General features: G+C 39.2%; 19 protein-coding genes. 15 read left to right on the top strand and 4 right to left on the bottom strand.

The genetic code is table 11. The features are described 5' to 3' along the window. The first annotated feature begins 2 nt into the window (after nt 1-2). Nucleotides 3-1,019 (top strand): flotillin-like protein FloA, encoded by a 1,017-nt coding sequence (gene floA, locus MMU05_RS00095; RefSeq protein WP_241139652.1) that lies wholly within the window; start codon nt 3-5, stop codon nt 1,017-1,019. A gap of 73 nt (nt 1,020-1,092) precedes the next feature. On the opposite strand, the gene MMU05_RS00090 is transcribed toward floA, so the two are convergent. Together MMU05_RS00090 and hemA are read right to left on the bottom strand one after the other, a co-directional pair. Next, nucleotides 1,093-2,664, bottom strand: coding sequence for a WG repeat-containing protein (locus MMU05_RS00090; protein ID WP_241139651.1), 1,572 nt, complete (start codon nt 2,662-2,664; stop codon nt 1,093-1,095). A 68-nt stretch (nt 2,665-2,732) separates the two neighbouring features. After that, a complete protein-coding gene (gene hemA, locus MMU05_RS00085) occupies nt 2,733-4,004 on the bottom strand; it encodes a glutamyl-tRNA reductase (RefSeq protein WP_241139650.1) in 1,272 nt (423 codons plus the stop codon). Nucleotides 4,005-4,236: 232 nt separating this feature from the next. On the opposite strand from hemA, the gene MMU05_RS00080 reads away from it, so the two are divergent. Then, entirely contained in the window at nt 4,237-4,929 is a 693-nt protein-coding gene (locus MMU05_RS00080) for a ComEA family DNA-binding protein (protein ID WP_241139649.1), read from the top strand. Nucleotides 4,930-4,948: 19 nt separating this feature from the next. On the opposite strand, the gene MMU05_RS00075 is transcribed toward MMU05_RS00080, so the two are convergent. Beyond that, complete coding sequence (locus MMU05_RS00075; RefSeq protein WP_241139648.1) at nt 4,949-6,583, bottom strand: amidohydrolase; 1,635 nt, start codon at nt 6,581-6,583, stop codon at nt 4,949-4,951. A gap of 51 nt (nt 6,584-6,634) precedes the next feature. Here MMU05_RS00075 and MMU05_RS00070 point away from each other — a divergent pair, with 51 nt between their 5' ends. The 8 genes from MMU05_RS00070 (at nt 6,635) to MMU05_RS00035 (ending at nt 15,267) form a co-directional block, all read left to right on the top strand. Further along, on the top strand, nt 6,635-7,108 hold the full coding sequence (locus MMU05_RS00070; protein ID WP_241139647.1) for a type I restriction enzyme HsdR N-terminal domain-containing protein: 474 nt from the start codon (nt 6,635-6,637) through the stop codon (nt 7,106-7,108). 72 nt (nt 7,109-7,180) lie between these two features. Further along, nucleotides 7,181-7,894, top strand: a complete 714-nt coding sequence (locus MMU05_RS00065; RefSeq protein ID WP_241139646.1) for a Crp/Fnr family transcriptional regulator — start codon at nt 7,181-7,183, stop codon at nt 7,892-7,894. Nucleotides 7,895-8,026: 132 nt separating this feature from the next. Next, nucleotides 8,027-8,542, top strand: a complete 516-nt coding sequence (locus MMU05_RS00060; protein ID WP_336246810.1) for a rhodanese-like domain-containing protein — start codon at nt 8,027-8,029, stop codon at nt 8,540-8,542. A gap of 98 nt (nt 8,543-8,640) precedes the next feature. Beyond that, nucleotides 8,641-9,807, top strand: coding sequence for a hypothetical protein (locus tag MMU05_RS00055; RefSeq protein WP_241139644.1), 1,167 nt, complete (start codon nt 8,641-8,643; stop codon nt 9,805-9,807). Nucleotides 9,808-9,873: 66 nt separating this feature from the next. Further along, nucleotides 9,874-10,869, top strand: a complete 996-nt coding sequence (locus MMU05_RS00050) for an adenosine kinase (protein ID WP_241139643.1) — start codon at nt 9,874-9,876, stop codon at nt 10,867-10,869. A 207-nt stretch (nt 10,870-11,076) separates the two neighbouring features. Further along, nucleotides 11,077-12,405, top strand: coding sequence for a M16 family metallopeptidase (locus tag MMU05_RS00045; RefSeq protein ID WP_241139642.1), 1,329 nt, complete (start codon nt 11,077-11,079; stop codon nt 12,403-12,405). A gap of 23 nt (nt 12,406-12,428) precedes the next feature. Then, nucleotides 12,429-14,471, top strand: a complete 2,043-nt coding sequence (locus tag MMU05_RS00040) for a M16 family metallopeptidase (RefSeq protein WP_241139641.1) — start codon at nt 12,429-12,431, stop codon at nt 14,469-14,471. Between the two features lie 64 nt (nt 14,472-14,535). Then, complete coding sequence (locus MMU05_RS00035; RefSeq protein ID WP_241139640.1) at nt 14,536-15,267, top strand: LolA-like protein; 732 nt, start codon at nt 14,536-14,538, stop codon at nt 15,265-15,267. A 164-nt stretch (nt 15,268-15,431) separates the two neighbouring features. On the opposite strand, the gene MMU05_RS00030 is transcribed toward MMU05_RS00035, so the two are convergent. After that, nucleotides 15,432-17,087 carry a M61 family metallopeptidase gene (locus MMU05_RS00030; protein WP_241139639.1) on the bottom strand — a complete coding sequence of 552 codons (1,656 nt, stop codon included), beginning with the start codon at nt 17,085-17,087 and terminating at the stop codon, nt 15,432-15,434. A gap of 139 nt (nt 17,088-17,226) precedes the next feature. Between MMU05_RS00030 and rpmH the strand changes: the two genes are divergently transcribed. From rpmH to MMU05_RS00005, 5 genes are read left to right on the top strand one after another with little or no spacing between them, the layout of a single operon-like run. After that, nucleotides 17,227-17,385: a 50S ribosomal protein L34 gene (gene rpmH / locus MMU05_RS00025; RefSeq protein WP_113926163.1), complete on the top strand. Its 159-nt coding sequence runs from the start codon at nt 17,227-17,229 to the stop codon at nt 17,383-17,385. A 46-nt stretch (nt 17,386-17,431) separates the two neighbouring features. Then, on the top strand, nt 17,432-17,821 hold the full coding sequence (gene rnpA / locus MMU05_RS00020; RefSeq protein ID WP_241139638.1) for a ribonuclease P protein component: 390 nt from the start codon (nt 17,432-17,434) through the stop codon (nt 17,819-17,821). Beyond that, nucleotides 17,818-19,485 carry a S41 family peptidase gene (locus MMU05_RS00015; RefSeq protein WP_241139637.1) on the top strand — a complete coding sequence of 556 codons (1,668 nt, stop codon included), beginning with the start codon at nt 17,818-17,820 and terminating at the stop codon, nt 19,483-19,485. Before rnpA ends, MMU05_RS00015 begins: the two co-directional genes overlap by 4 nt. A gap of 12 nt (nt 19,486-19,497) precedes the next feature. Further along, nucleotides 19,498-20,187 carry a tRNA (adenosine(37)-N6)-threonylcarbamoyltransferase complex dimerization subunit type 1 TsaB gene (gene tsaB, locus MMU05_RS00010; RefSeq protein WP_241139636.1) on the top strand — a complete coding sequence of 230 codons (690 nt, stop codon included), beginning with the start codon at nt 19,498-19,500 and terminating at the stop codon, nt 20,185-20,187. Beyond that, the gene (locus MMU05_RS00005; protein ID WP_241139635.1) at nt 20,184-20,690 is read left to right on the top strand and encodes a DUF2480 family protein; all 507 of its coding nucleotides are present in this window, start codon (nt 20,184-20,186) and stop codon (nt 20,688-20,690) included. The genes tsaB and MMU05_RS00005 overlap by 4 nt, the downstream gene beginning before the upstream one ends. Nucleotides 20,691-21,113 lie beyond the last annotated feature (423 nt).

Below are 21,113 nucleotides of genomic sequence, written 5' to 3'. Positions count from 1 at the left end.
TTATGGACATGTCTAATTCGGCTATTGTTTTGTTTACAGCCTTTGCCGCGCTGATTTTACTCTTTGTGTTTTTATATTTTATTCCTGTCAATCTTTGGATTACTGCCATCTTTTCAAATGTAAAGGTCGGAATCGGAGAATTGATAGGAATGAGAATCAGGAAAGTGCCACCGGGAGTGATCGTCAACTCCCTGATCACAGCTACCAAAGCTGGACTTGACCTGACAACCAATGATCTGGAAACCCATTATCTTGCTGGTGGAAATGTTCCAAACGTTATACGGGCATTGATTTCGGCAGACAAAGCAAATATTACCTTGAGTTTCAAGCAGGCCACCGCCATAGACTTGGCGGGTAGAGACGTTTTCGAAGCGGTTCAGATTTCTGTCAATCCCAAGGTGATCAACACGCCAAATGTTGCAGCCGTGGCTGCTGATGGCATTCAGTTGATTGCTAAAGCAAGAGTGACTGTTAGAGCAAATATTGCCCAGTTGGTGGGTGGTGCAGGTGAAGAAACTATTTTAGCTAGGGTGGGGGAAGGAATTGTAACCTCGATTGGTTCATCTCTGAATCATAAGAGTGTGTTGGAAAATCCTGACAAAATCTCAAAATTGGTACTTCAAAGAGGTCTTGATGCCGGTACAGCATTTGAAATTCTATCAATAGATATTGCTGATATCGATGTAGGAACCAACATCGGTGCCAAGCTTCAAATTGATCAGGCATCCGCCGATCTTAAGGTAGCAGAAGCCAAGGCGGAAGAAAGAAGGGCCATGGCTGTTGCTCTTGAGCAGGAAATGAAAGCTAGGACAGTCGAAATGAGAGCTCTTGTAATAGCTGCTGAGGCGGAAATCCCTAAAGCTATTTCAGAAGCATTCAGAAGTGGAAATCTAGGCGTCATGGATTATTATAAAATGGAAAATATCAAGTCCGATACGGAAATGAGGGCCTCCATAGCCGGCACAGATGTCGCAAGTGGTACCGAAGGAGGTAGAGGGAAACAAGGAGATAAGAAATAAATCCAAGTACAAAAAAAGACTGACTTGATTTAAAATCAGGTCAGTCTTTTTTTTATGCTTATTGATAAAGGAATCAGGCGCCTTTCTTCTTTTTTATATTTATGTTTTCGATAGGATCGACCGGTGCAAACTGATAGTCATCTTCAGCCAGGATTTGATTATTGCCGCTATCAAATACTATACTTTTGTAATAGACCGGCAATACATAATCTCCATTCTCATCCAAGATGCCATACTTATTGCCTAGTCTGACAAGAATTTTATTCAAATCCTCTCTTCTCAATTCTTGGAATTTGGGTTCTACAATTTCTTTACCTTCAGGTGAGATCAAACCAAATTTGTCCTCATTTTCGGAGATGTAATAATTGTCGGCAGCCAAAGAAATCCGGTCATAAGTTTTTTCCAGGATTGGTTTTCCATCCTTCCCAATCAGTAAGTGCTTTCCTTCCTGTTTAACAATTGCCTTGCCTTTGTGGAAAAAAGAGACTTGCTCATAATCAGCTCCTGTGATTTCTGTCCCTTGGTTGTTGATAAATCCCCATTTTTCATCCTGTCTAAAGGCTGCAATACCCTCCTTGAATGTTCCAACCTCTTCATATTGGTTTCCAATTATCCAATTCCCGGAATTATCGATAAACCCAAATTTTCCGGATTTTTTGGCAGGAAATAAACCTTCACTCCCGGGAAGAATCAAATCGACCTCAAGTACTGGCTGCACTTCCCAACCTTTCTGTCCAAGCAATCCTGTTTTATTATCTCTCAAAAAAACATTGTAATGCTTATCTCCGACATGGGTTACTTTTTCCATCCCGACTTGATCCAAAAGAATCCCTTCATTATCCATCACCCTGCGCAATTTTCCATGAATATACTCAAGGAGCATTCCGTCTTCAAGAGTAATTTTATGGTAGGATGTATATTTGATATCTGCTCGCTCCTCTAAGCATCTGACCAACATGTATTGATTTCCATCGAGTGCATAAAAGTAGTCTCCCTCGAGGTAAACCATATGGTCGATGATGGGTTCTAAGATGTAATCTCCCTGCCTGTTGATCAACCCATATCCCGAACTTTCTTTTGATATCAGGAAATTCCCATTCACTTCTTGAAGCTCGTCATATATTTTTTGGGGGTTGTCCGATAGTGGAAGATAATACCCATCAGGATTTTTCGCGATCACCTGCCCGTTTAAAGCAAGTTTGGCTTCCTGAAACGTTCCTATTGCCGTTGTCTTTCGGGTCGAATGGTCATATACCCAAAACTGATTTCCTTTTCTGGCTAGAAGTCTGGTATAAAAAACCTCAATTTGGTCGTATTCAGGTGCAAAAATCTCCTCCCCATATTCATGGAAAGCGCCTTTCCCTTGCGGACCCTGGACTACTATCCACGGCTGGTCGTAGTTGTGTACCGTTAGTGCTTTGAGATCGACAAATGGTTTATATTCTTTGCTCAACAGCTTAAGTTCATTGTTGGCTGAACTGATTCTGACCGTTTCTCCCAAAATACTGATGTGGTCAAATTCGATTCTGGATTTTAACCTGAGATTATGGTCATAAACCTCATACGTTTGAGAATTTGCCGGTATAGCTGGGAGTATTGTAAAAGTCAAATAGAGGGGAAATATCCAATAAATTTTAATCTTCATAAATTTTGAAATTGACGAAGGTAAAATAAAGGGATTGAATCCGTAATTCAAGTAGAAGAGGGATTATTCTACGCCTTTTTTTCTGAATCCTTTTCAAGATCAAAAAGGTCAGATAGGATGTCAATCATTTTATCCGCATCATCCCTTTGGCAGGCGGCACGAAGTTGGACCACAGGGACTTTGAGGATTTTTTGCATCATGCTTTTCGTGATTTTGTCAATGATGGCTACCTGTGCTTCATCAGCATTTTTCAAAAACCTCTCCATCTCCTCTTGACGGATTTGCTCCAATGCATTTTTAAGCTTATTGATGGTCGGGGAAACCATCATTTCTTTCTTCCAGTTAAAAAAGTCTTCAATACTTTCATTGATTATTCTTTCAACCTGCGGAATAGACGCAAGTCTTTTTTCAAGGGTTTCGGTGGCCTTGCTTCGAATATTATCCACATTATAAAGCATGACTCCCGGGATTTCCTCCAGGTTTGTTTCTATACTTCGGGGTACAGAAAGGTCAACAAAAAGCTTATAGCTATGGATTTCCATTTTGGACACCAATGATTTGGTGATAAATGGCTCAGATTTCATGATGGAAGAGACGATAACATCTGCTTCTTTCATCGCTTCAAAGCAATTTTCGAAAGGAATAACCTCAAATCCCATCTCATCTGCCAAACCCTTGGCTCTTTCAAAAGTCCTGTTTGTGATAGTAACTTTTGCATCAGGGATATGCACCATGTTTTTGGCTACATCTTCTCCTATTTCACCTACTCCTATGAGCAAAACCCTGGGCTGGTATGTGTTGGAGGTAAGTTCTTCGATAAGCTCAACCGCTGCATAGGAAACAGAAGCCGCACCGTCTCTAAATGCAGTTTCCTGAACAAGTCTTTTGCTGGTAAAAAAAATCATGTGCATCAATCTATGCAGGAATGGTCCGGCCATATCCAAGTCTGCTGAAGCCTGATAGGCTCTTTTCACTTGATTGGATATCTGCATGTCACCCACTACTTGGGCCTCAAGTCCCATAGATACCCTAAACAAATGCTCAATGGCATCTCTGTCATCATTATGGATTTTGAAGTAGTCCATATATTCAACCACATTGGTCAAGCCTTTTTCAAGTCCAATGAGCTTGATAATTTCTTCATTTAAGTCGATTTCGTGTGAGTAATAAACTTCGGTCCTGTTGCAGGTAGAAAGAATGAGCGTGTCGGTAATGCTGAAAAAATCTTTCAGTTTCAATAAAAGAGAATGTATGGAGCCCTCATCAAGTGCGATGACCTCCCGTATTTCGACAGGGGCACTTTTATGGGATAAACTGATGGCTCTAAACGTTTTTTGCATTTTAGATACTTTTCTGACACAAATTTAATTCAGATTAGATAGCAAAGGATAATTTCTCTTTACTTCCGTTTAATTTAAATTCGGTCTAAATAAAATAAGTAAAAATTAAAATTTTGGTTTTCATTTTCAAATTTCGTAATAATTGTAAAATAATTCCAATCGTATTATTTTATCGGAGATAGATACGATTTATCGGTTGCGATTGGGTTATGGTTTTTAATAATAATTCCTGATGGCTAAAATTTATTTTTTTCTGAAATCGTATTTTGGATTCTCCAAAAGGGAATCTAGAGGTTTTGTTTTGGTGATACCGGCTCTTATTGTTCTTTATTTGATACCGTTGGGCTATGATTGGCTGGTTCGAAAGAAAAACGAAGAGCATTATTCAGCTTATTCCCATAAGATTGACAGTTTGGTCCAGGCCGGTTGGAAACCTTCTCAAAATAACTATCAAAGTCAATCAATAGGTTCCAAATCAGATACGGTCAAAAGAGCAAACGCTTATCAAAAACCCAAAAGTCCGCAGCTGAATAAAATGTCATTTTCTGATGCTGACTCTGTTGTACTTCAAATTGTTCCGGGGATAGGGCAGACCATGGCCGGAAGAGTAGTAAAGTTCCGGGATAATATCGGAGGTTTGCATAGCAAGGACCAACTATTGGAGGTTTACGGCATGACTCCTGAGGTTTTGGAAAGAGTCTTTGATTATTTTGATTTTGAACCTGGTGTCAAAAACAAAATCCCCATCAATCAAGCTGATGTCAACACTCTGGCTAAACATCCCTATATCAACTATGGATCAGCTAAGGTCATTGTGGCCTTCAGGGATCAGCACGGTCCCTATCAAACTTCGGATGATTTGCTAAAAATCAAAATCTTCAATGCTGAATGGGTGGATAGGCTCAAACCTTATCTGGAATTTTGACGATATTTGATCTCATAAGTTAAAAGACTTTTTTCCCACCAACAAAGGTTCCTGAGATTTTGATCTCACGGAGTTCGTTTTCGGGAGCTGTCATGATGTCTTTTTCCAAAACCACAAAGTCAGCAAGTTTTCCCGGTTCAATACTTCCTTTTAGGTTTTCCTCAAAGTTTGCAAATGCTGCCCAAATGGTCATACCCTTAAGTGCATGTTCCCGGGTGATTTTGTTTTCAGGTTGAAATCCGTCATCGGGCCAGTTTTTGGCGTCTTTTCTGACAACACCCGAATGAAAGCCAAACAGAGGATTGATATGTTCTACAGGGAAATCACTACCTAGTGCCAGCATGCCATTTTGGTCCAGGAGGTCTTTGTATGCATATGCTGTTTTGATCCGGAAAGGGCCAAGCCTTTGGCCGGCCCAATACATATCAGAAGTAGCGTGGGTAGGCTGGACAGAAGGAATGATGCTATACTGGGCAAATTTCGGCATGTCTTCCTTGCTCACTACCTGGGCATGCTCGATTCTCCACCTGAGGTCGTTTTTGCCTTTGAGATATTTGGCATAGATGTCCAAGAGTGTCCTATTTGCAGAATCACCAATACAATGGGTATTCATTTGGAAGCCGTTTTCGTACATTTTTTTAGCCAACTCATCAAATTCCTCAGGGTTTTTGAGAAGAAATCCATAATTGTCAGCGTGGTCATGGTAAGGTTTTAGGAGAGCGGCACCCCTTGAACCCAAAGCCCCATCTCCATATATTTTAAAACTCCTGACTGTGAGGTTGTCGTCTTGATAAATCCCCGTTTTGAAATAATGGGCCATATTGGCTTCTGTAGGATTTACCATGGCATATACCCGCATTTTTAATGTATTGTCTTTTTGCATTTCAGAGATGAGGTCGATTGTTTCCTTCTCTAGACCCGCATCTACTACTGTCGTCAGACCGACTGCAAAACAATTTTCCTGAGCCCCGAGTAATGCAATCCAGGATTCCTCCTTACTCGCATTAGGAACCTTGGATGAAACCAGATCAATCGCATTGTCAATCAAAACCCCTGAAGGCTTGTTTCCTATAAGTATAACTTTTCCTCCGATCATGGATGTTTGGGCAGTAACGCCTCCCAGATCCAAAGCCTTTTGGTTGACCAGGGCAGCATGTCCGTCAATCCGGGTAAGAAGGACTGGCTTGTCAGGGAATAGGGAATCCAATTTGGCTTTGGTTGGAAATTCTTTTGACTCCCAAAGATTCTGATCCCAACCTCTTCCCAATATCCACGCCGCATCAGGATTTTTTTCAGCATGAATCCTAACCCTTTCCACCAGTTCTGCTTCTGATTCGGCTCCAAGCAGATCAGCCACTTGCAATCCTAATCCATACCTGTAAAAATGCGAATGGGAATCTATGAACCCAGGATATACTGGTTTGCCTTGCAAGTCAATAACTTCTTCGGATTCATATTTCGAAAATATGGCGTTTTCATTGCCCACTGCCACAAAACGGTTATCCTTAATTGCAAATGCATTTGCTATCGAAAAACCTTCATCAACAGTATAGATGGTACCGTTATGTACGATGAGGTCAACTTTCTCCTTTGTGGTGCAGGAAAAGAAGAAAATGGTTGAAAACAGAAGTGAAAAGAAAATAAATTTCTTCATTTTAGACGTTTTGGTTGATGTTTCTAACAAGAAAGCGGACATATTTGCGAAATGATGGCGGATAGGTATGGATTTATGCAGTTTTCCCTCAATTTTCCTGAATTTGAATTCAAAATTCAGGAGTCAGAGGGTAAATTAAGCATTTTCGATTCCCTTCGAAAGAAATATTTGATATTGACCCCTGAAGAATGGGTCAGACAGCATATGGTTTCTTTTTTGGTCCATCACCGTAACTATCCAAAAGGACTTTTCTCTTTGGAGAAAGAAGTGATTTATAATTCCCTTCAGAAAAGATTTGATATTTTGGTTTTGGACAGAGTCGGAAATCCATTCCTTTTGATCGAATGCAAAGCCCCTGAAGTAAGATTGTCTAAAAAAACAGTCGAACAGGTAGCAGTCTATAATAAAACCATAGGTGCTTCCTACATGGGAATCAGCAACGGCAGACAGCATTTATTCTTGAAATATAATTCTGATGTTAAAAATTATGATCAAATATCCGATTTGCCTCAATTTCAACCTTGATTAATGTGATATTTGTCATGTTATCTGTTATATTTATGAAATAAGTTTGTTCAGCGGTCTTAACCTTTTGATATGAAAACTATAGAAAAAAGCACTCCATGTGAGCTTTGCATGAGTAGGAAATTTTCACTCTTTTCTAATCTCACCGAGCCCCATTTATGCCATTTATCTGATCACAAAAACTTTATTACCCATAAAAAAGGTCAGATATTATTTTATGAAGGAACCAAGCCTCTTGGAGTTTTCTGCATCAATGATGGAGTTGTCAAGGTTTTCAAAACTGCATCCAATGGAAAAGAGCAGATTATCAGACTTGCTAAAAAAGGTGATTTTTTAGGATATGCTTCCCTCTTGGGTGAAGAATCGTATTCCAATTCAGCTACCATTGTGGAAGATGCCAAAATATGTTTTGTCCCTAGAGAATCATTTTTAAAGGTGTTGGCAGAAGACACGGAATTCCATAGGAGGGTTACCAAAGCACTTTGCCATGACCTCGGTATTATGGAAGACAAACTCACGGATGCCACACAAAAATCAATCAGGGAAAGGCTTGCCTTTACTTTGCTAAAACTCAGTGAAACTTATGGAATAGACGGAAAAGAAGGAGAGAAGATTGACATCGTCCTGACAAGGGAGGAAATCGCAGGTTTGGTTGGAACTGCTACAGAAACAGTAATCAGACTTCTTTCGGAATTCAAAAAGGACGAGTTGATTGATTTTGAAGGAAAGAAAATCCTTGTTCTCGACAAAAGAGGATTGGCCAGGCTGTCTGACTTCTATGGCTGAAATTCCTTTTTCTCAGTAAAAAATAATCCAACGGAACAATTCAAATTGAAAAATTGATTTTTTTTGAGGCCAAACAATCATTTCTGAGTATTTTTTGTTTGAGAGATTGTACCTCCCTGAACAATACGAATTATGTTCATTAATAAGCCCAAATTCATGCTAATCCGTATTCCTTTTATTTTCCTCCTGTTATTTTTGATACCATCACCTACTTTCAGCCAAAGTTTGGCTTATAAAACCATGCTAAGCGGGATATATGAAAAGGATTTTCCTTTGGTGTATTTAGACCAAGGTGAAATTCTTGGCAAGTCTGTTTTACTCGATACCAGAGAAAAAGAAGAGTATGAAGTGAGCCATATCAAAGGCGCGAGATGGGTTGGTTTTGATACTTTTTCAATGGAAAGCGTCAGGGATATCCCAAAAGACCAGCCCATAGTGGTTTACTGTTCTGTCGGTGCAAGAAGTCAGGATATAGGAAAAAAACTCAAATCCGCAGGATACAAGAAGGTATACAACCTTTATGGAGGGATTTTTCATTGGGTGAATGAAGAGCAGCCGGTTTACAAAGACCAAAAGACAACAAACAGAATCCATACCTACAACAGAGCGTGGAGTATTTGGGTAAATAAAGGAGAAAAGGTGTTCTGATGTCCTCTTTTGACCCTGTTGGGATATAAGTAAGAAAAGACCCTTTCCTACTTTAAAATTATCTCCCTATTTTTATCCGCTTAATTAAAATCACGACTATGAAAATTCTGGAAGTTAACAGTCCAGCACTTGAAAAAGAATTTTTGGAAATGGCCGTGAGGCTATATAAAAATGAGGAAAACTGGATTAGGCCTCTAGATAAAGACATACAGGGTTTGTTTGAACCCGAAACAAACAAGCTGTTTAAGCAAGGAGGAAAGGCCAAGCGTTGGTTGGTACAGGATCAAAAAGGAAAATCTGTTGGAAGGATTGCAGCTTTTATCCATCCCAAATGGAAAGAAAAACAACCTACAGGCGGAGTCGGCTTCTTTGAGTCCATAGATGATAGCAAAGTTGCTTTCCTGTTATTTGACACTGCAAAATCCTGGCTCCAGAAAGAAGGGGTCGAAGCCATGGATGGACCGGTCAATTTTGGTGAAAGGGATAAATGGTGGGGCTTATTGGTGAAGGGTTTTTCCCCTCCCAATTACAACATGCCTTGGAACTTTCCCTATTATCAGAAATTCTTCGAAGATTATGGTTTTCAGCTGTATTTCAGGCAATACACCTACATGCGGCCTGTTCAGGGTGGAAACTTTGACTCCAAAATGGTGGAAAGAGCCAACAAAGTTTTGGCTGATCCTGATTTTTCATTTCGGTATATGAAAGGAAAAGAGCTTTCAGAGAAGGCCCCGCAATACTTCATGGAAGTGTATAATAGAGCTTGGGCAAAGCATATGGGAAAAAGCCTTACCATCAGGGAGACCCAATTGATGTTTGCTAAATTAAAACCGATACGTGACCCAAGGTTGCTATACTTTGGTTTTTATAAAGGAGAACCTGTTTCATTTTTTATTAATATTCCCGAGATCAACCAAATATTCAAATATGTAAACGGGAAGTTGGATCTGATTGGCAAGCTCAAATTCCTTTGGTACAAAACCTTTCATCCACCCAATAAAATGTTGGGTTTGGTCTTTGGTGTTGTGCCGGAGTTTCAGGGAAAAGGTGTAGACAGCGCCATGATTATGGCATATAATGAAATATTTGCCCGCCACGATTCTTTTCCCTACAAAACCATCGAAATGAATTGGATCGGAGATTTTAATCCTAAAATGATGCGTGTCTGCGAACAGCTCAATGCAGAAATATACAAAACCCATCATACCTACAGGTATCTGTTTGACAGATCCATACCTTTTGAGAGGCATAAAATTTTTGAATGACCTGATGGTCTTCCAGGTGGAAGACATTTTATTTACTGAACAAAACATCTAATTGATAAAAAAAACATGAAAAAGTACGATGTAACGGGCATCGGTAATGCCCTCGTAGATATAGAATTCAGGGTTTCTGACCAGTTTTTCTTAGACAACCATGTTGAAAAAGGCCTGATGACGTTGGTTGACGAAGACCGTCAAAACTCCCTGATGCAAGTCATCAATACAGAAGAAGCGAAAAAACAATGCGGCGGTTCTGCCGCAAATACAGTTATCGCTGTAAGCCAATTTGGGGGAAATGCTTTCTATTGTTGTAAAGTGGCCAATGACGAACTTGGACATTTTTACCTTGAGGATTTGAAAAACTCCGGTGTGGACAACAGCTTGGAAGGAAAAGTCCCTGAGGACGGAATTACCGGCAAATGTCTCGTCATGGTCACCGAAGACTCCGAAAGGACGATGAATACATTTTTGGGAATCACCCAGAATTTTTCAGTCCAAGACCTGAATGAATGGGCTATCAAAGATTCCAAATACTTATTTATAGAAGGGTATCTTGTGACTTCTCCGAATGGGAAAGAAGCCATGGTAAAAGCAAAGAAAATCGCAGAAGGTGCCGGCACAAAAGTAGCATTGACATTTTCAGATCCGGCTATGGTGAAGTATTTCAAGTCCGGATTTGATGATGTCATCGGACCAAGTGTTGACTTGTTATTTGCCAATGAAGAAGAGGCAATGTTGTTTACTGCTAAAGATACCCTTGCAGAAGCCAGGGAGGAATTGAAAAAGGCAGCAAAGCATTTTGTAATCACCCAGGGAAAAAACGGCGCGATGATTTGGGATGGGGACACCTTTATAGACATTGAGCCTTATAAGACCGTGGCCATTGACAGCAATGGGGCAGGAGATATGTTTGCCGGAGCATTTATGTATGGCATTACCAATGGTCACAGCTATGCTTCGAGTGGAAAATTAGCATCTATGGCAAGTTCCAAAATCGTCAGTCAGTTTGGACCAAGGTTGAAATGGCATGAAGCCAAGGAAATACTCAGCAGGCTGACTCCTTGATTCCAACATATGATTTACAGATTTCAATATTTAACTGAAAATAATTAGTTATAGATTTGTTCAGTTATTCGCTTTGTTATATTTTTCGCAGATATAACTTAACAATTTCCTCACCGGTATCCAATTTTATTCTTTTATCCATTTTCGATAAACAAATTTGATTTAAAAAAGTAAAACTTACATGAACCAAAAACTAAATCCAAGTATATGAGAAAGTTTACCCTTACGCTGTTGATGGGAGTCTTTTTGACACTTTCAGCAATAGCCCAAAACAAAATCGATTTCAAGGAATTTACCTTGGACAATGGTTTGCATGTGATCCTCCACAGGGATGTAAGTACACCAATTATTGCGAATACTGTATTTTACCATGTAGGATCCAAGAATGAAGATCCCCAAAAAACAGGATTCGCTCATTTCTTCGAACATTTGATGTTTGAAGGTTCTCCAAATATTGAAAGGGGAAAGTTTTTTGAAATAATTGAATCAGCTGGTGGAACATTGAATGCAGGAACATCCCAGGATTATACATTTTATTATGAAATTTTGCCCTCAAATCAATTGGAATTGGCGTTGTACTTGGAGAGTGAGCGTATGCTTCAGGCCAAAGTAGATCAGATAGGAGTAGATACTCAAAGGGAGGTGATCAAGCAGGAAATGAAGCAGGTGATGGAAGAGAGGCCTTATGGCAGTTTTCAGAGAGAACTTCCTTTGAGATTATACCCGAACCATCCATACAAATCCCCAATCATTGGATCTGCTGCACACTTGGATTCAGCCAAATTAGAGGATTTCAAAGATTTTTATGAGACTTTCTATGTTCCAAATAATGCGACTTTGTCCATTGCCGGAGATATTGATTATGTAAAAACAGAGGAATTGGTAAGGAAATATTTTGGTGAAATCCCAAAAGGAACCGTTACTCCTTACAGGCCAAATATTGAAATAGAAAAACTCGGAGCAGCAGTTAATGATACTATTTTTGATAACATTCAACTTCCTGCTGTATTCCAGGGATACTTAATGCCCAAAAAAGGCCATCCGGATGCTTACGCCCTTGACTTATTAAGTACTTATTTGCTTTCTGGCAAGAGTTCTTTGCTTTATAGGGAGTTGGTGGATGGAAGCCAAAAAGCAATTCAGGCAGTGGCATTCCCCAATGACCTAGAGGATGGAGGTATGTTTTTGATTCTTGCTATAGCCAATATGGGAGTAGATATCAATGAGCTAAACTTGTCGATTGATAAAATTCTGGAAAGTGTGAAAACCAATGGAATTGATGACGAAGAATTCCAAAAACTTATAAATATAAAGGAAAGTAGTCTGGTAAATGAATTGGGAAGTGTGGCTAATATTTCGCTTTCTCTTGCCCAAGGGCATGTTTTCTTCGGCGGAGCCAGTTCTATAAATTCTAAGTTGGATTTATATAGGAAAGTAACCCCTGAAGATATCCAACGTGTTGCTAAGAAATATTTAGATCCCAAAAGTAGAGTTGTATTAACTTATTTGCCCAAATCAGCTCAAACAACCGAGTGATTTATCCCCCAAAAAATATCGATATGAAAAATATAATTTTATACCTCTTTTTATCTCTTTTCGCCACCTCAGCAATCTCACAGGTGGACAGGACTGTCATTCCTGGTCCGGGGCCGGCACCTGAAATCAAATTTGGAAATGCGGAATCATTTACTTTAAAAAATGGATTGAAAGTTTTTGTAATACAAAACAACAAATTGCCTAGGGTAAGTTATTCATTAATCCTTAACAGGGATCCCATTTTGGAAGGTGATAAAGCAGGAATGCTCAATTTTGTCGGAGAAATGATGACAGCTGGAACCACGAATTTGTCGAAGGATGAATTCAATGGAGAAGTTGATTTTTTAGGAGCAAGTATTTCAGCTTCTGCAACCTCCATTTATGCTTCTACATTAGTAAGAAATCAGGAAAGAGTCTTGGAACTAATGGCGGATGTTTTGTTTAACCCTTTATTTCCTGAGGAAGAACTTGCAAAATTAAAGACCCAAACAAAATCAGGATTGGCTTATGCAAAAGATGACCCAAATTCAATTTCGGGATATCTTTCTTCTAAATTGGTATTTGGGACCGATCATCCTTATGGTGAATTTGAAACTGAAGCCACAGTGGACAATATTACTGTCGAGGACATCAAAAAATATTACCAGACTTATTTTAAACCCAATATTGCGTATTTGGCGATTGTTGGGGATGTGGATTTGGGCGAAGCCGAAAAGCTCGTCAATAAATACTTCGCAAAGTGGGAAAGTGGTGCGATCCCTAGTTTCAAATATCCAATGCCTAAGGCACCTCTCAAAAACACCATAGCAATGGTGGATAGATCTTCCTCCCAGCAATCAGTTATAAATATTACCTATCCTTTGGAAAACAGTCTTGCATCTCAGGATTATCTGTCAAGCAGGTTGGTGGGATTTGTACTTGGCGGAGGAACTTCTTCAAGACTTTTTATGAACTTGCGGGAAGATAAAAAATTCACCTATGGAGCAAATGCCGACATCGGTGCAGACAGGCTAGTGGCAACTTTCAGTGCCGGAGCAAGTGTACGAGGTTCAGCAACTGATTCTGCTGTCCAGGAAATCATATATGAGATTAGAAACCTGCGTGAAAAGGGTATTAATTCAGAAGAATTGGAATCTGCAAAAGCAAACCTTAGTGGATCTTTCGCCCGTTCATTAGAAAATCCTGCGACGATTGCAAACTTTGCTATCAACATGGAGCGATACAATCTCCCAAAAGATTTTTATTTGACATACCTGCAAAGATTGAATGCACTATCAGTTGAAGAGGTAAATGCCGCCGCAAAAAGATTGTTAAGACCTGACAATTTGTACATTACTGTTGTAGGAAATGCTGCTGAAATCGAAAAAGGATTATTGGCTTTGGGAGAAGTAAAAAGATTTACCAATATGGGAGATCCCGAGAAGCAAATTGTTATGAGCGCTGAAATGACAGCTGATCAAGTCATTAAAAACTACATTTCAGCAATAGGTGGCGAAAGCAATGCGAGAGCCATCAAGACCTCCAAAATGGAATCTGTTGCAGAAATTCAGGGAATGAAACTGAACTTTGTCGCAGTCTATGATGAGCCTAAAGGGGCATTTGCACAAAGAGTGATGATGATGGGAAATGTGGCTTCCAATACAGTAATCAAAGACGGAAAAGGTTCGGTCTCTGCCATGGGACAATCCAACCAATTGACAGACGAACAGTATGAAGCTGCCAAAATGAGTATGTATATTTTCCCTGAATTGCATTACGAAGAATTAGGTTATTCATTGGTTTTGGAAGGAATCAAAGATGTAGAAGGGGAGAATGCGTACAAAGTCATCGTCTCCAACCCAACCGGTTCCAAGCAGATCAACTATTATAGTGTGGAGACAGGTCTGAAAATCAAAACAGAAAGTGCCGAGGCCGGCGACATGTTTTACAGTGGTTACGAAGAAGTAAAAGGTGTCAAATATCCTATGATGATGTTGTTGAAATCTCCGATGATTCCAATGCCTTTGGAAACCAAAATTGAAAAAATCGAATTCAATGTTTCAATCTCGGAAGACGATATGAAATAAAGTAAAAAGAGGGATTGAGTCCCTCTTTTTTTTGTTTAAATTTCAAAAATTAAAACCATAAATAATGAAAAAAATATTTGTTGCAGCACTCGCATTGGGGATCATTTTGACAGGATTCAATGCCAAGGCATATATGGCTGATAAAGCAGTATTGGCAGCCACCACTCTTGTTGAAAACGATCCTACAACTATCATTGATAATTATATCAAAGCGGTAGGAGGAAAAGCCAATGTGTCGAAAATCAAGAATTCGGTTTTAGTGATGGAAGCTGATTTTCAGGGAAATGCCATTGTTATCCGCGGGATTTCCGACCAGGAAAATGGAAGGATGCTACAGGAAACATCTGTAATGGGTAATGTTGCCCAAAAAACAGTACTTGCCAACGGAAAAGGAAAAATGTCAGGTATGGGACAGGAACAGGAACTCACTGAGGAAATGGTATCTGTATTGAAATCCCAGACTTATGTGTTTCCTGAGATGCATTACATAGATTTAGGGTATGTTTTGGAAGCACAGGGAACTGAAAAAATCGATGAAGAAGATGCCTACAAATTGATCATTACTGCGCCAAACGGGATGAAGACAGTAGAGTATTATTCAGTTTCCTCGGGGTTGAAATTGAGAACAAGTTCGGATGCTACAGGTGAAATTTCCTACTTGGATTATACGGAGATCGAAGGCGTAAAAGTCCCTACCAAGCTTGCAATCAAAAATCCAATGCTGCCCGTTACCCTTGAAGCAAAGATGGTTTCGATGAAATTCAACCAAGTGCTTTCTGACGAAGATTTCAAATAAATCCAGAAAGGCGTATATACCAAAAAGGGCTTCCAAATTTCAGGAAGCCCTTTTTTTTTTAGTGACCTATCTCTTATTCCATTTCATTTTTTTGGAAAATTAACCAGATGGAAGTCCAAAATATGAGCAAGAATAAAAAATGCTTACTCAATCCATAAAGACCGTCATTCCCCAATAAGTCCACGGAGACTCGATCTGTGGTCTCCCTTTGCCTGCAGTATAAATTTTGGGAAATACATTTTCTGACACTTTGGGAGTGTTATAGGAAAGGTTCTTCCAAACCTTTCAATTTTGAGATGGACTTGGTTACCGCTTGTATTGATAGTATCATGATCCAGAATCCGGTCATTTTTCATAAGAATGTTGTATGCCTCAGTATTCGGATGAAGTTGGGTGATGATGCCCGATTCTTCTTTTCGGATTCCAAAGAAATGGAGCAGGTCATTGTTTTCGAAATTTTCTAGGAGTTCGATATTTATAGTAGTCAACAAGGATTTCAAAAAGGGAAGCAAGTCGTTTTTACCCCAAACAAAATCCCGTAAGAAGTCTGTCATCGATTCTTTTTCTTTTGTATGAGACACCACCAATTTTTCAAAATCCACAAGTCCATAACCGATCTGAGTATTTCCGAATTTTTCCCACATAGCTTTCATTACTTTGGCAAGCGAAGAACCTGACTTCCGCAACATCAGATCCATACAAAGTGAAAGCAAAGCGCCGCGGTTGTAAATACTGACTTTTTTTTCAGGGATTCCACCTTTATAGCCATCTAGCCACAGGTCAAAACTTGATTCAACAATGGATTGATTTTGCCATCCGAAGCTGTCAAACTCACGTTGAATCTGTTTTTGAAGAAACTGTAGGTATTCTTCCAATTTCAAATATCCTGATTTAAGCAAATAATAATCTCCCATATAGGTAGTGACTCCTTCCATGACCAAGCCTTCCTCCAAATACACTTCCTTTGAAAGATCATAGGGAAGAATGCCTTTTGGCCTTATCCGGCAGACATTCCAAAAGTGGTAGAGTTCATGGGAACATACCCCGATAAGTTCGTCTAATTCGGATTTTTCTGATAATGCGTGGGCAGGTCCAAAGGTAATGACTGAAGAATAGGCGTGTTCGACACCGTGATAGTGCGTATAAGGCAACAGCTGAATAATAAAATGGTAATCATCAGCTGGAAATTCTCCAAAATCTTCGATTTGCTTTTCAGAAAAGGAATGAAATACAGCAATCAGGTTTTCAATTTGAAAATGAATTTCCCCTTGAATCCAAATATGGAATGTCGAACCTTTTACGGAATAGGAAAAATGTTTTAATTCTGCACTTGCCAATAAAGGACTGTCCATCAAATGTTGAAAAGACTCGGATTCCCATTTATTTATACCCGTTTTTTTAAGGGCAGTTGCAACTTTATAATCACTTGGTAATTCGATTGAAATGCTTATTTCTTCATTTTTCCTCTGTAAAACCTCAAAAATGAAATTACTGAAATTGAGATATAATTGTTGGTCATCAGACCAACAGCCACCTGCGTCCATCTGATTACAATAAAACTCATAATTGATGAAATATTGTCCGGACCCTGTAGCTGTAAATTCCCAAAGGTCTTTGCCCGTTTTTTTCCAAGCAATTTCCGATGCGTTGGCACGTACTTCAAAAGCCCTTATTTTTTGCGCATAGTTGGCCAATTCATACCTTCCGGGCCTCCAAGATGGCAATTGGAGACAGATTGTTTCCATTTCTTGGCAGGAAATTTCCAGTTGGATTTGTATAAATTGGGAAGTGAGTGAATTCCTCACAATCGAATAATGCATTGGCCAAATTCTTTGGATTCAAAACAAAAGTAAATCTACGGTTTGTAAATAAAAAAAGGTTATCTATCTTTGCAGTCCTTTAAAGGGAAACCTTCAGGAATTCAACAAGCAAAGCACAAAATATTAAATAGATAGCGTCATGAAAAGAACATTTCAGCCTTCTCGAAGAAAAAGAAGAAACAAGCATGGATTCAAACTTAGAATGTCCACTGCTAACGGTAGGAGAGTATTGAAATCCAGAAGAGCAAAAGGAAGACACAAACTTACAGTATCTTCTGAAAAGACTTTGAAGAAGTAATTTTGAGCATTTAGTTTCGTATGTTTAATACGTAAATCAAAATGCAATGAATTCCGAACTTCACAAGAATGAAAGATTGCATTCTAAAAAGTTAATAAAGGAACTTTTTGACAAAGGTTCCTCTTTTTTTTTATATCCCTTTAAGGTAATGGTTTTGGAAATCAATTTTGATATTCCAGAAACCAATCAGGTATTGTTTTCCGTTTCAAAGAAGAAGCTCAAAAAAGCTGTCGATAGGAACCTGATCAAACGTAGGATGAGAGAGGCCTATAGACTTAACAAGCAAATTCTTGGGGAAATGGCTGAGGGCAAAAAAATAATCGGCCTTATTTACGTTTCTTCAGAAATCGTTACATTTCAGGTCATCGAGACCAAAATCAAAAAAATACTCACCACTATTAAGGAAAAGCCACTTTCCGACAAAAACCATCCATGAACAGAAATTTCAAAAAACCTGTAATCCTTATTCTCTCAGCAGTTCTTACAGTAGGATTGCTGTTTTCATTTGTCAACAAAAATGACAAGTTATTTGCCATAGCAAAAAACCTGGACATTTTCGCATCCCTGATTAGGGAATTGGATTCCTATTATGTCGATGAAATCAATGCGGAGGAGTTGGTAACAATCGGAATCAACGCTATGCTCGAAGAGTTGGACCCATATACTGAATTCATTCCGGAAGAGAACTCAGATGATTTCAGACTGATGACCACAGGTGAATATGCCGGAGTAGGTGCATTGATCGGAAACAGGACTGGAGCCAACATGATTTTGATGCCTTACAAAGGTTTTCCTGCACAGTCGGCAGGATTGAGGATCGGGGATGAGATTTTGAAAGTGGATACAGTCGATGTTGTCAATAGTCTGACTTCTGATATTTCTAAATTATTGAAAGGTCCTGCCAATACCAATGTCTTTGTTCAGGTAAAAAGAGGCACGGACACCATTTCAGTAAATTTGACAAGAAAGAAAATTGTCATCAGTAACGTTCCGTTTTATGGCAAGCTCGATGACCAGACAGGATATATCAAACTTTCTGACTTCACTACCAATGCTGCCTCGGATGTCAGAAATGCATTGGTTGATCTAAAATCCCAAGGAATTACCCGTCTTGTTTTGGATGTGAGAGACAATCCCGGAGGAATTTTGAAAGAAGCGGTGGATATAGTCAATCTATTTATCCCCAAAGGAAAAGAGGTGGTAAGGACAATTGGAAAATTGGAAAATGTAAACTCTGTTTATAAAACCACCAAACCTCCAGTTGACAAGGATATCCCGATGGTGGTTTTGATAAATGAAAGGAGTGCATCGGCTGCGGAAATTGTAGCAGGAGCTCTTCAGGATTACGATAGAGCAGTATTGATAGGAAGAAGAACCTTTGGTAAAGGTTTGGTGCAGACTACTGTTCCCCTTTCATACAACTCCCAAGTAAAAATTACAACTGCGAAGTACTATATTCCAAGCGGCAGATGTATTCAGGCCATTGATTATAGCCAAGAAAACAGGGATGAGAATGGGAATTCCATTTCAATTCCTGATTCCCTTAGGAAAGAATTTAGAACCAAAAATGGGCGAATAGTACTTGATGGAGCTGGTATCGAACCTGATGAGAAAACAGAAACCAAGTCGTTTGCCCCTATTACATACAGTTTGGTGGCGAGGAACCTTGTTTTTGAATTTGGAAACAAGTTTTTTTTAGAAAATGAGATGATTTCCAATCCCAGGGATTTTGTGGTTACAGACGAAATCTATGCTGACTTTGTAGCTTCTTTGGAAGGGAAAGATTACGATTACACCACCTACGTAGAAAAAACACTTGAAGATCTGGAAAAGTACGCCTTGAGGGAGAAATTTTTTGATGATATCAAGCCAACGATAGATGACCTTAAGAGAAAAGTAAGCCATAATAAAGAACAGGATTTAGTGACTTTCAAATTCGAGATCAAAGAAGCTTTGAGAGAGGAGTTGGTGTCAAGATACTATTTTCAGCAGGGCATAGTGGAAGCCTCCTTGGTAAACGATGATGATGTCAAAGCTGCCTTAAAAATTCTATCCAATACAAATGAAATTAACAGGGTTCTATCAGCCTCAGCAAAATAATTTAGCTCTCGTATGGCATTGATCCTTTCGATAGAATCCGCAACCTCCATTTGTTCTGTGGCATTACATGGAGAGGGGAAGTTGCTGATGTTATCTGAGGTTGACCAAGAAAACGCCCATGCCAGGCAATTGATGCTTTTGATTGAAGACTTGTTTTTGCAGTCAGGGGTGAAAACATCAGATCTTGCAGCGGTAGCAGTTTCATCAGGCCCCGGTTCTTATACAGGTTTGCGCATTGGTGTGTCAGTAGCAAAGGGTTTGGCCTTTGCAAATGATTTGCCATTGATTGCGGTAGATACATTGTCAGCATTGGCTTATCCGGCTTTTGGCTTATGTGGGGAAAATGATTTTGTGATTCCATTGTTGGATGCCAGAAGAATGGAAGTTTACACCAGTGTGTTTGGGGCTACGGGGAAAATGATTGAACCATCACATCCTCTTGAAATAGATGTAAATCCTTTTTTTAAGTATTTGGAAAGAGGAAAAGTTTTTTTTCTTGGAGATGGATTAGAAAAACTGAAAGGTGTACTTGTTCATGCTAATGCTGTTTATCTTTCCAACTTAAATTCTGCAGATCCAGTAGGTCAATTGGCTTACCAAAAGTACCTTGATAAGGCATTTGAAGACATTGCCTATTTTGAGCCGAACTACTTAAAAGAATTCCGAGTTTTAGCTTCAAAAAAGAACCCACTTCTAATATGAGCGAAATTGTCAACAGAGTAGCATCAAGTCCTATCATTACCATAGACCTTGAGACCTTTTACAGAGAGGAAGAAAGAGTAGGTTTTGACCTCAAAGAATTTCTGTTTCAGGAATTGGTTTTGAGGGAAAAGGAATTTCGGGCAGATCTGAATAAAATAGATTGGGATCAGTATAAAGGTAAATTGGTGGCTATATTCTGTTCAGCAGATGCCATTGTGCCAAATTGGGCATTTATGTTGGTTGGGACTTATCTATCTAAAGCCGGGGTTGAATTTGTGATTGGAGGAATGGATGATTTGGAACAATACCTTTTTGAAAAAGCAATTTCACAAGTCAATCCTAGGGACTATGAAAATAGACCTGTCGTCATCAAGGGTTGTAGCAAATACCCTGTGCCATTATATGCCTACGGGAGAATTCAGTCTATAATTCAACCTTACGCAAAATCCATTATGTATGGAGAACCTTGCAGTACGGTACCTTTATACAAGGCCCCCAAGTAAAAACATTCTTCTTGTATACAGATACTTAGGTTACATATGCAGTTTTTTTAACATCACAGTTTGGTAATATTCGATCAGTCTGCTAAGTTTGCAATCCGATTACGCCGAAGATCAACCAAAAGAGGTTTACGTAAGGTGTACAAATGGATAAGCAATAAATAGTCAAAAATAAATTTGGTCTTTTTTTGATTAGAGTTTTGCAAGTTCAAATTTATATCCCGATATTTGCACTCGCTTTTAAGACAAGGGTCTTACACTACTGCCAAAAAGGGCAGTAAAAGTTCATTGAAGTACTGGAGAAATAACACAAAAAACTATTTGTATGATTCATACAGATAGAAACAATAGGGCTAGGAAACGAGCCGCAGCGATGCGGCAAAAAAAACTATACAATGGAGAGTTTGATCCTGGCTCAGGATGAAC

This window comes from Cognataquiflexum rubidum (genome assembly GCF_022538115.1).
GTDB lineage: Bacteria > Bacteroidota > Bacteroidia > Cytophagales > Cyclobacteriaceae > Cognataquiflexum > Cognataquiflexum rubidum.
The sequence above is the reverse complement of the archived record's forward strand: the minus strand, read 5'-3'. Positions and strand labels throughout refer to the sequence as shown.

Coding starts and splice junctions, on each gene's coding strand:
- MMU05_RS00075 (WP_241139648.1), bottom strand. CDS start 6,583: ATGAAGAAATTTATTTTCTTTTCACTTCTGTTTTCAACCATTTTCTTC.
- rpmH (WP_113926163.1), top strand. CDS start 17,227: ATGAAAAGAACATTTCAGCCTTCTCGAAGAAAAAGAAGAAACAAGCAT.
- floA (WP_241139652.1), top strand. CDS start 3: ATGGACATGTCTAATTCGGCTATTGTTTTGTTTACAGCCTTTGCCGCG.
- MMU05_RS00005 (WP_241139635.1), top strand. CDS start 20,184: ATGAGCGAAATTGTCAACAGAGTAGCATCAAGTCCTATCATTACCATA.
- MMU05_RS00070 (WP_241139647.1), top strand. CDS start 6,635: ATGATGGCGGATAGGTATGGATTTATGCAGTTTTCCCTCAATTTTCCT.
- MMU05_RS00015 (WP_241139637.1), top strand. CDS start 17,818: ATGAACAGAAATTTCAAAAAACCTGTAATCCTTATTCTCTCAGCAGTT.
- MMU05_RS00045 (WP_241139642.1), top strand. CDS start 11,077: ATGAGAAAGTTTACCCTTACGCTGTTGATGGGAGTCTTTTTGACACTT.
- MMU05_RS00060 (WP_336246810.1), top strand. CDS start 8,027: ATGTTCATTAATAAGCCCAAATTCATGCTAATCCGTATTCCTTTTATT.
- MMU05_RS00065 (WP_241139646.1), top strand. CDS start 7,181: ATGAAAACTATAGAAAAAAGCACTCCATGTGAGCTTTGCATGAGTAGG.
- MMU05_RS00030 (WP_241139639.1), bottom strand. CDS start 17,087: ATGCATTATTCGATTGTGAGGAATTCACTCACTTCCCAATTTATACAA.
- hemA (WP_241139650.1), bottom strand. CDS start 4,004: ATGCAAAAAACGTTTAGAGCCATCAGTTTATCCCATAAAAGTGCCCCT.
- MMU05_RS00090 (WP_241139651.1), bottom strand. CDS start 2,664: ATGAAGATTAAAATTTATTGGATATTTCCCCTCTATTTGACTTTTACA.
- MMU05_RS00035 (WP_241139640.1), top strand. CDS start 14,536: ATGAAAAAAATATTTGTTGCAGCACTCGCATTGGGGATCATTTTGACA.
- tsaB (WP_241139636.1), top strand. CDS start 19,498: ATGGCATTGATCCTTTCGATAGAATCCGCAACCTCCATTTGTTCTGTG.
- MMU05_RS00050 (WP_241139643.1), top strand. CDS start 9,874: ATGAAAAAGTACGATGTAACGGGCATCGGTAATGCCCTCGTAGATATA.
- MMU05_RS00055 (WP_241139644.1), top strand. CDS start 8,641: ATGAAAATTCTGGAAGTTAACAGTCCAGCACTTGAAAAAGAATTTTTG.
- MMU05_RS00080 (WP_241139649.1), top strand. CDS start 4,237: ATGGCTAAAATTTATTTTTTTCTGAAATCGTATTTTGGATTCTCCAAA.
- MMU05_RS00040 (WP_241139641.1), top strand. CDS start 12,429: ATGAAAAATATAATTTTATACCTCTTTTTATCTCTTTTCGCCACCTCA.
- rnpA (WP_241139638.1), top strand. CDS start 17,432: ATGAATTCCGAACTTCACAAGAATGAAAGATTGCATTCTAAAAAGTTA.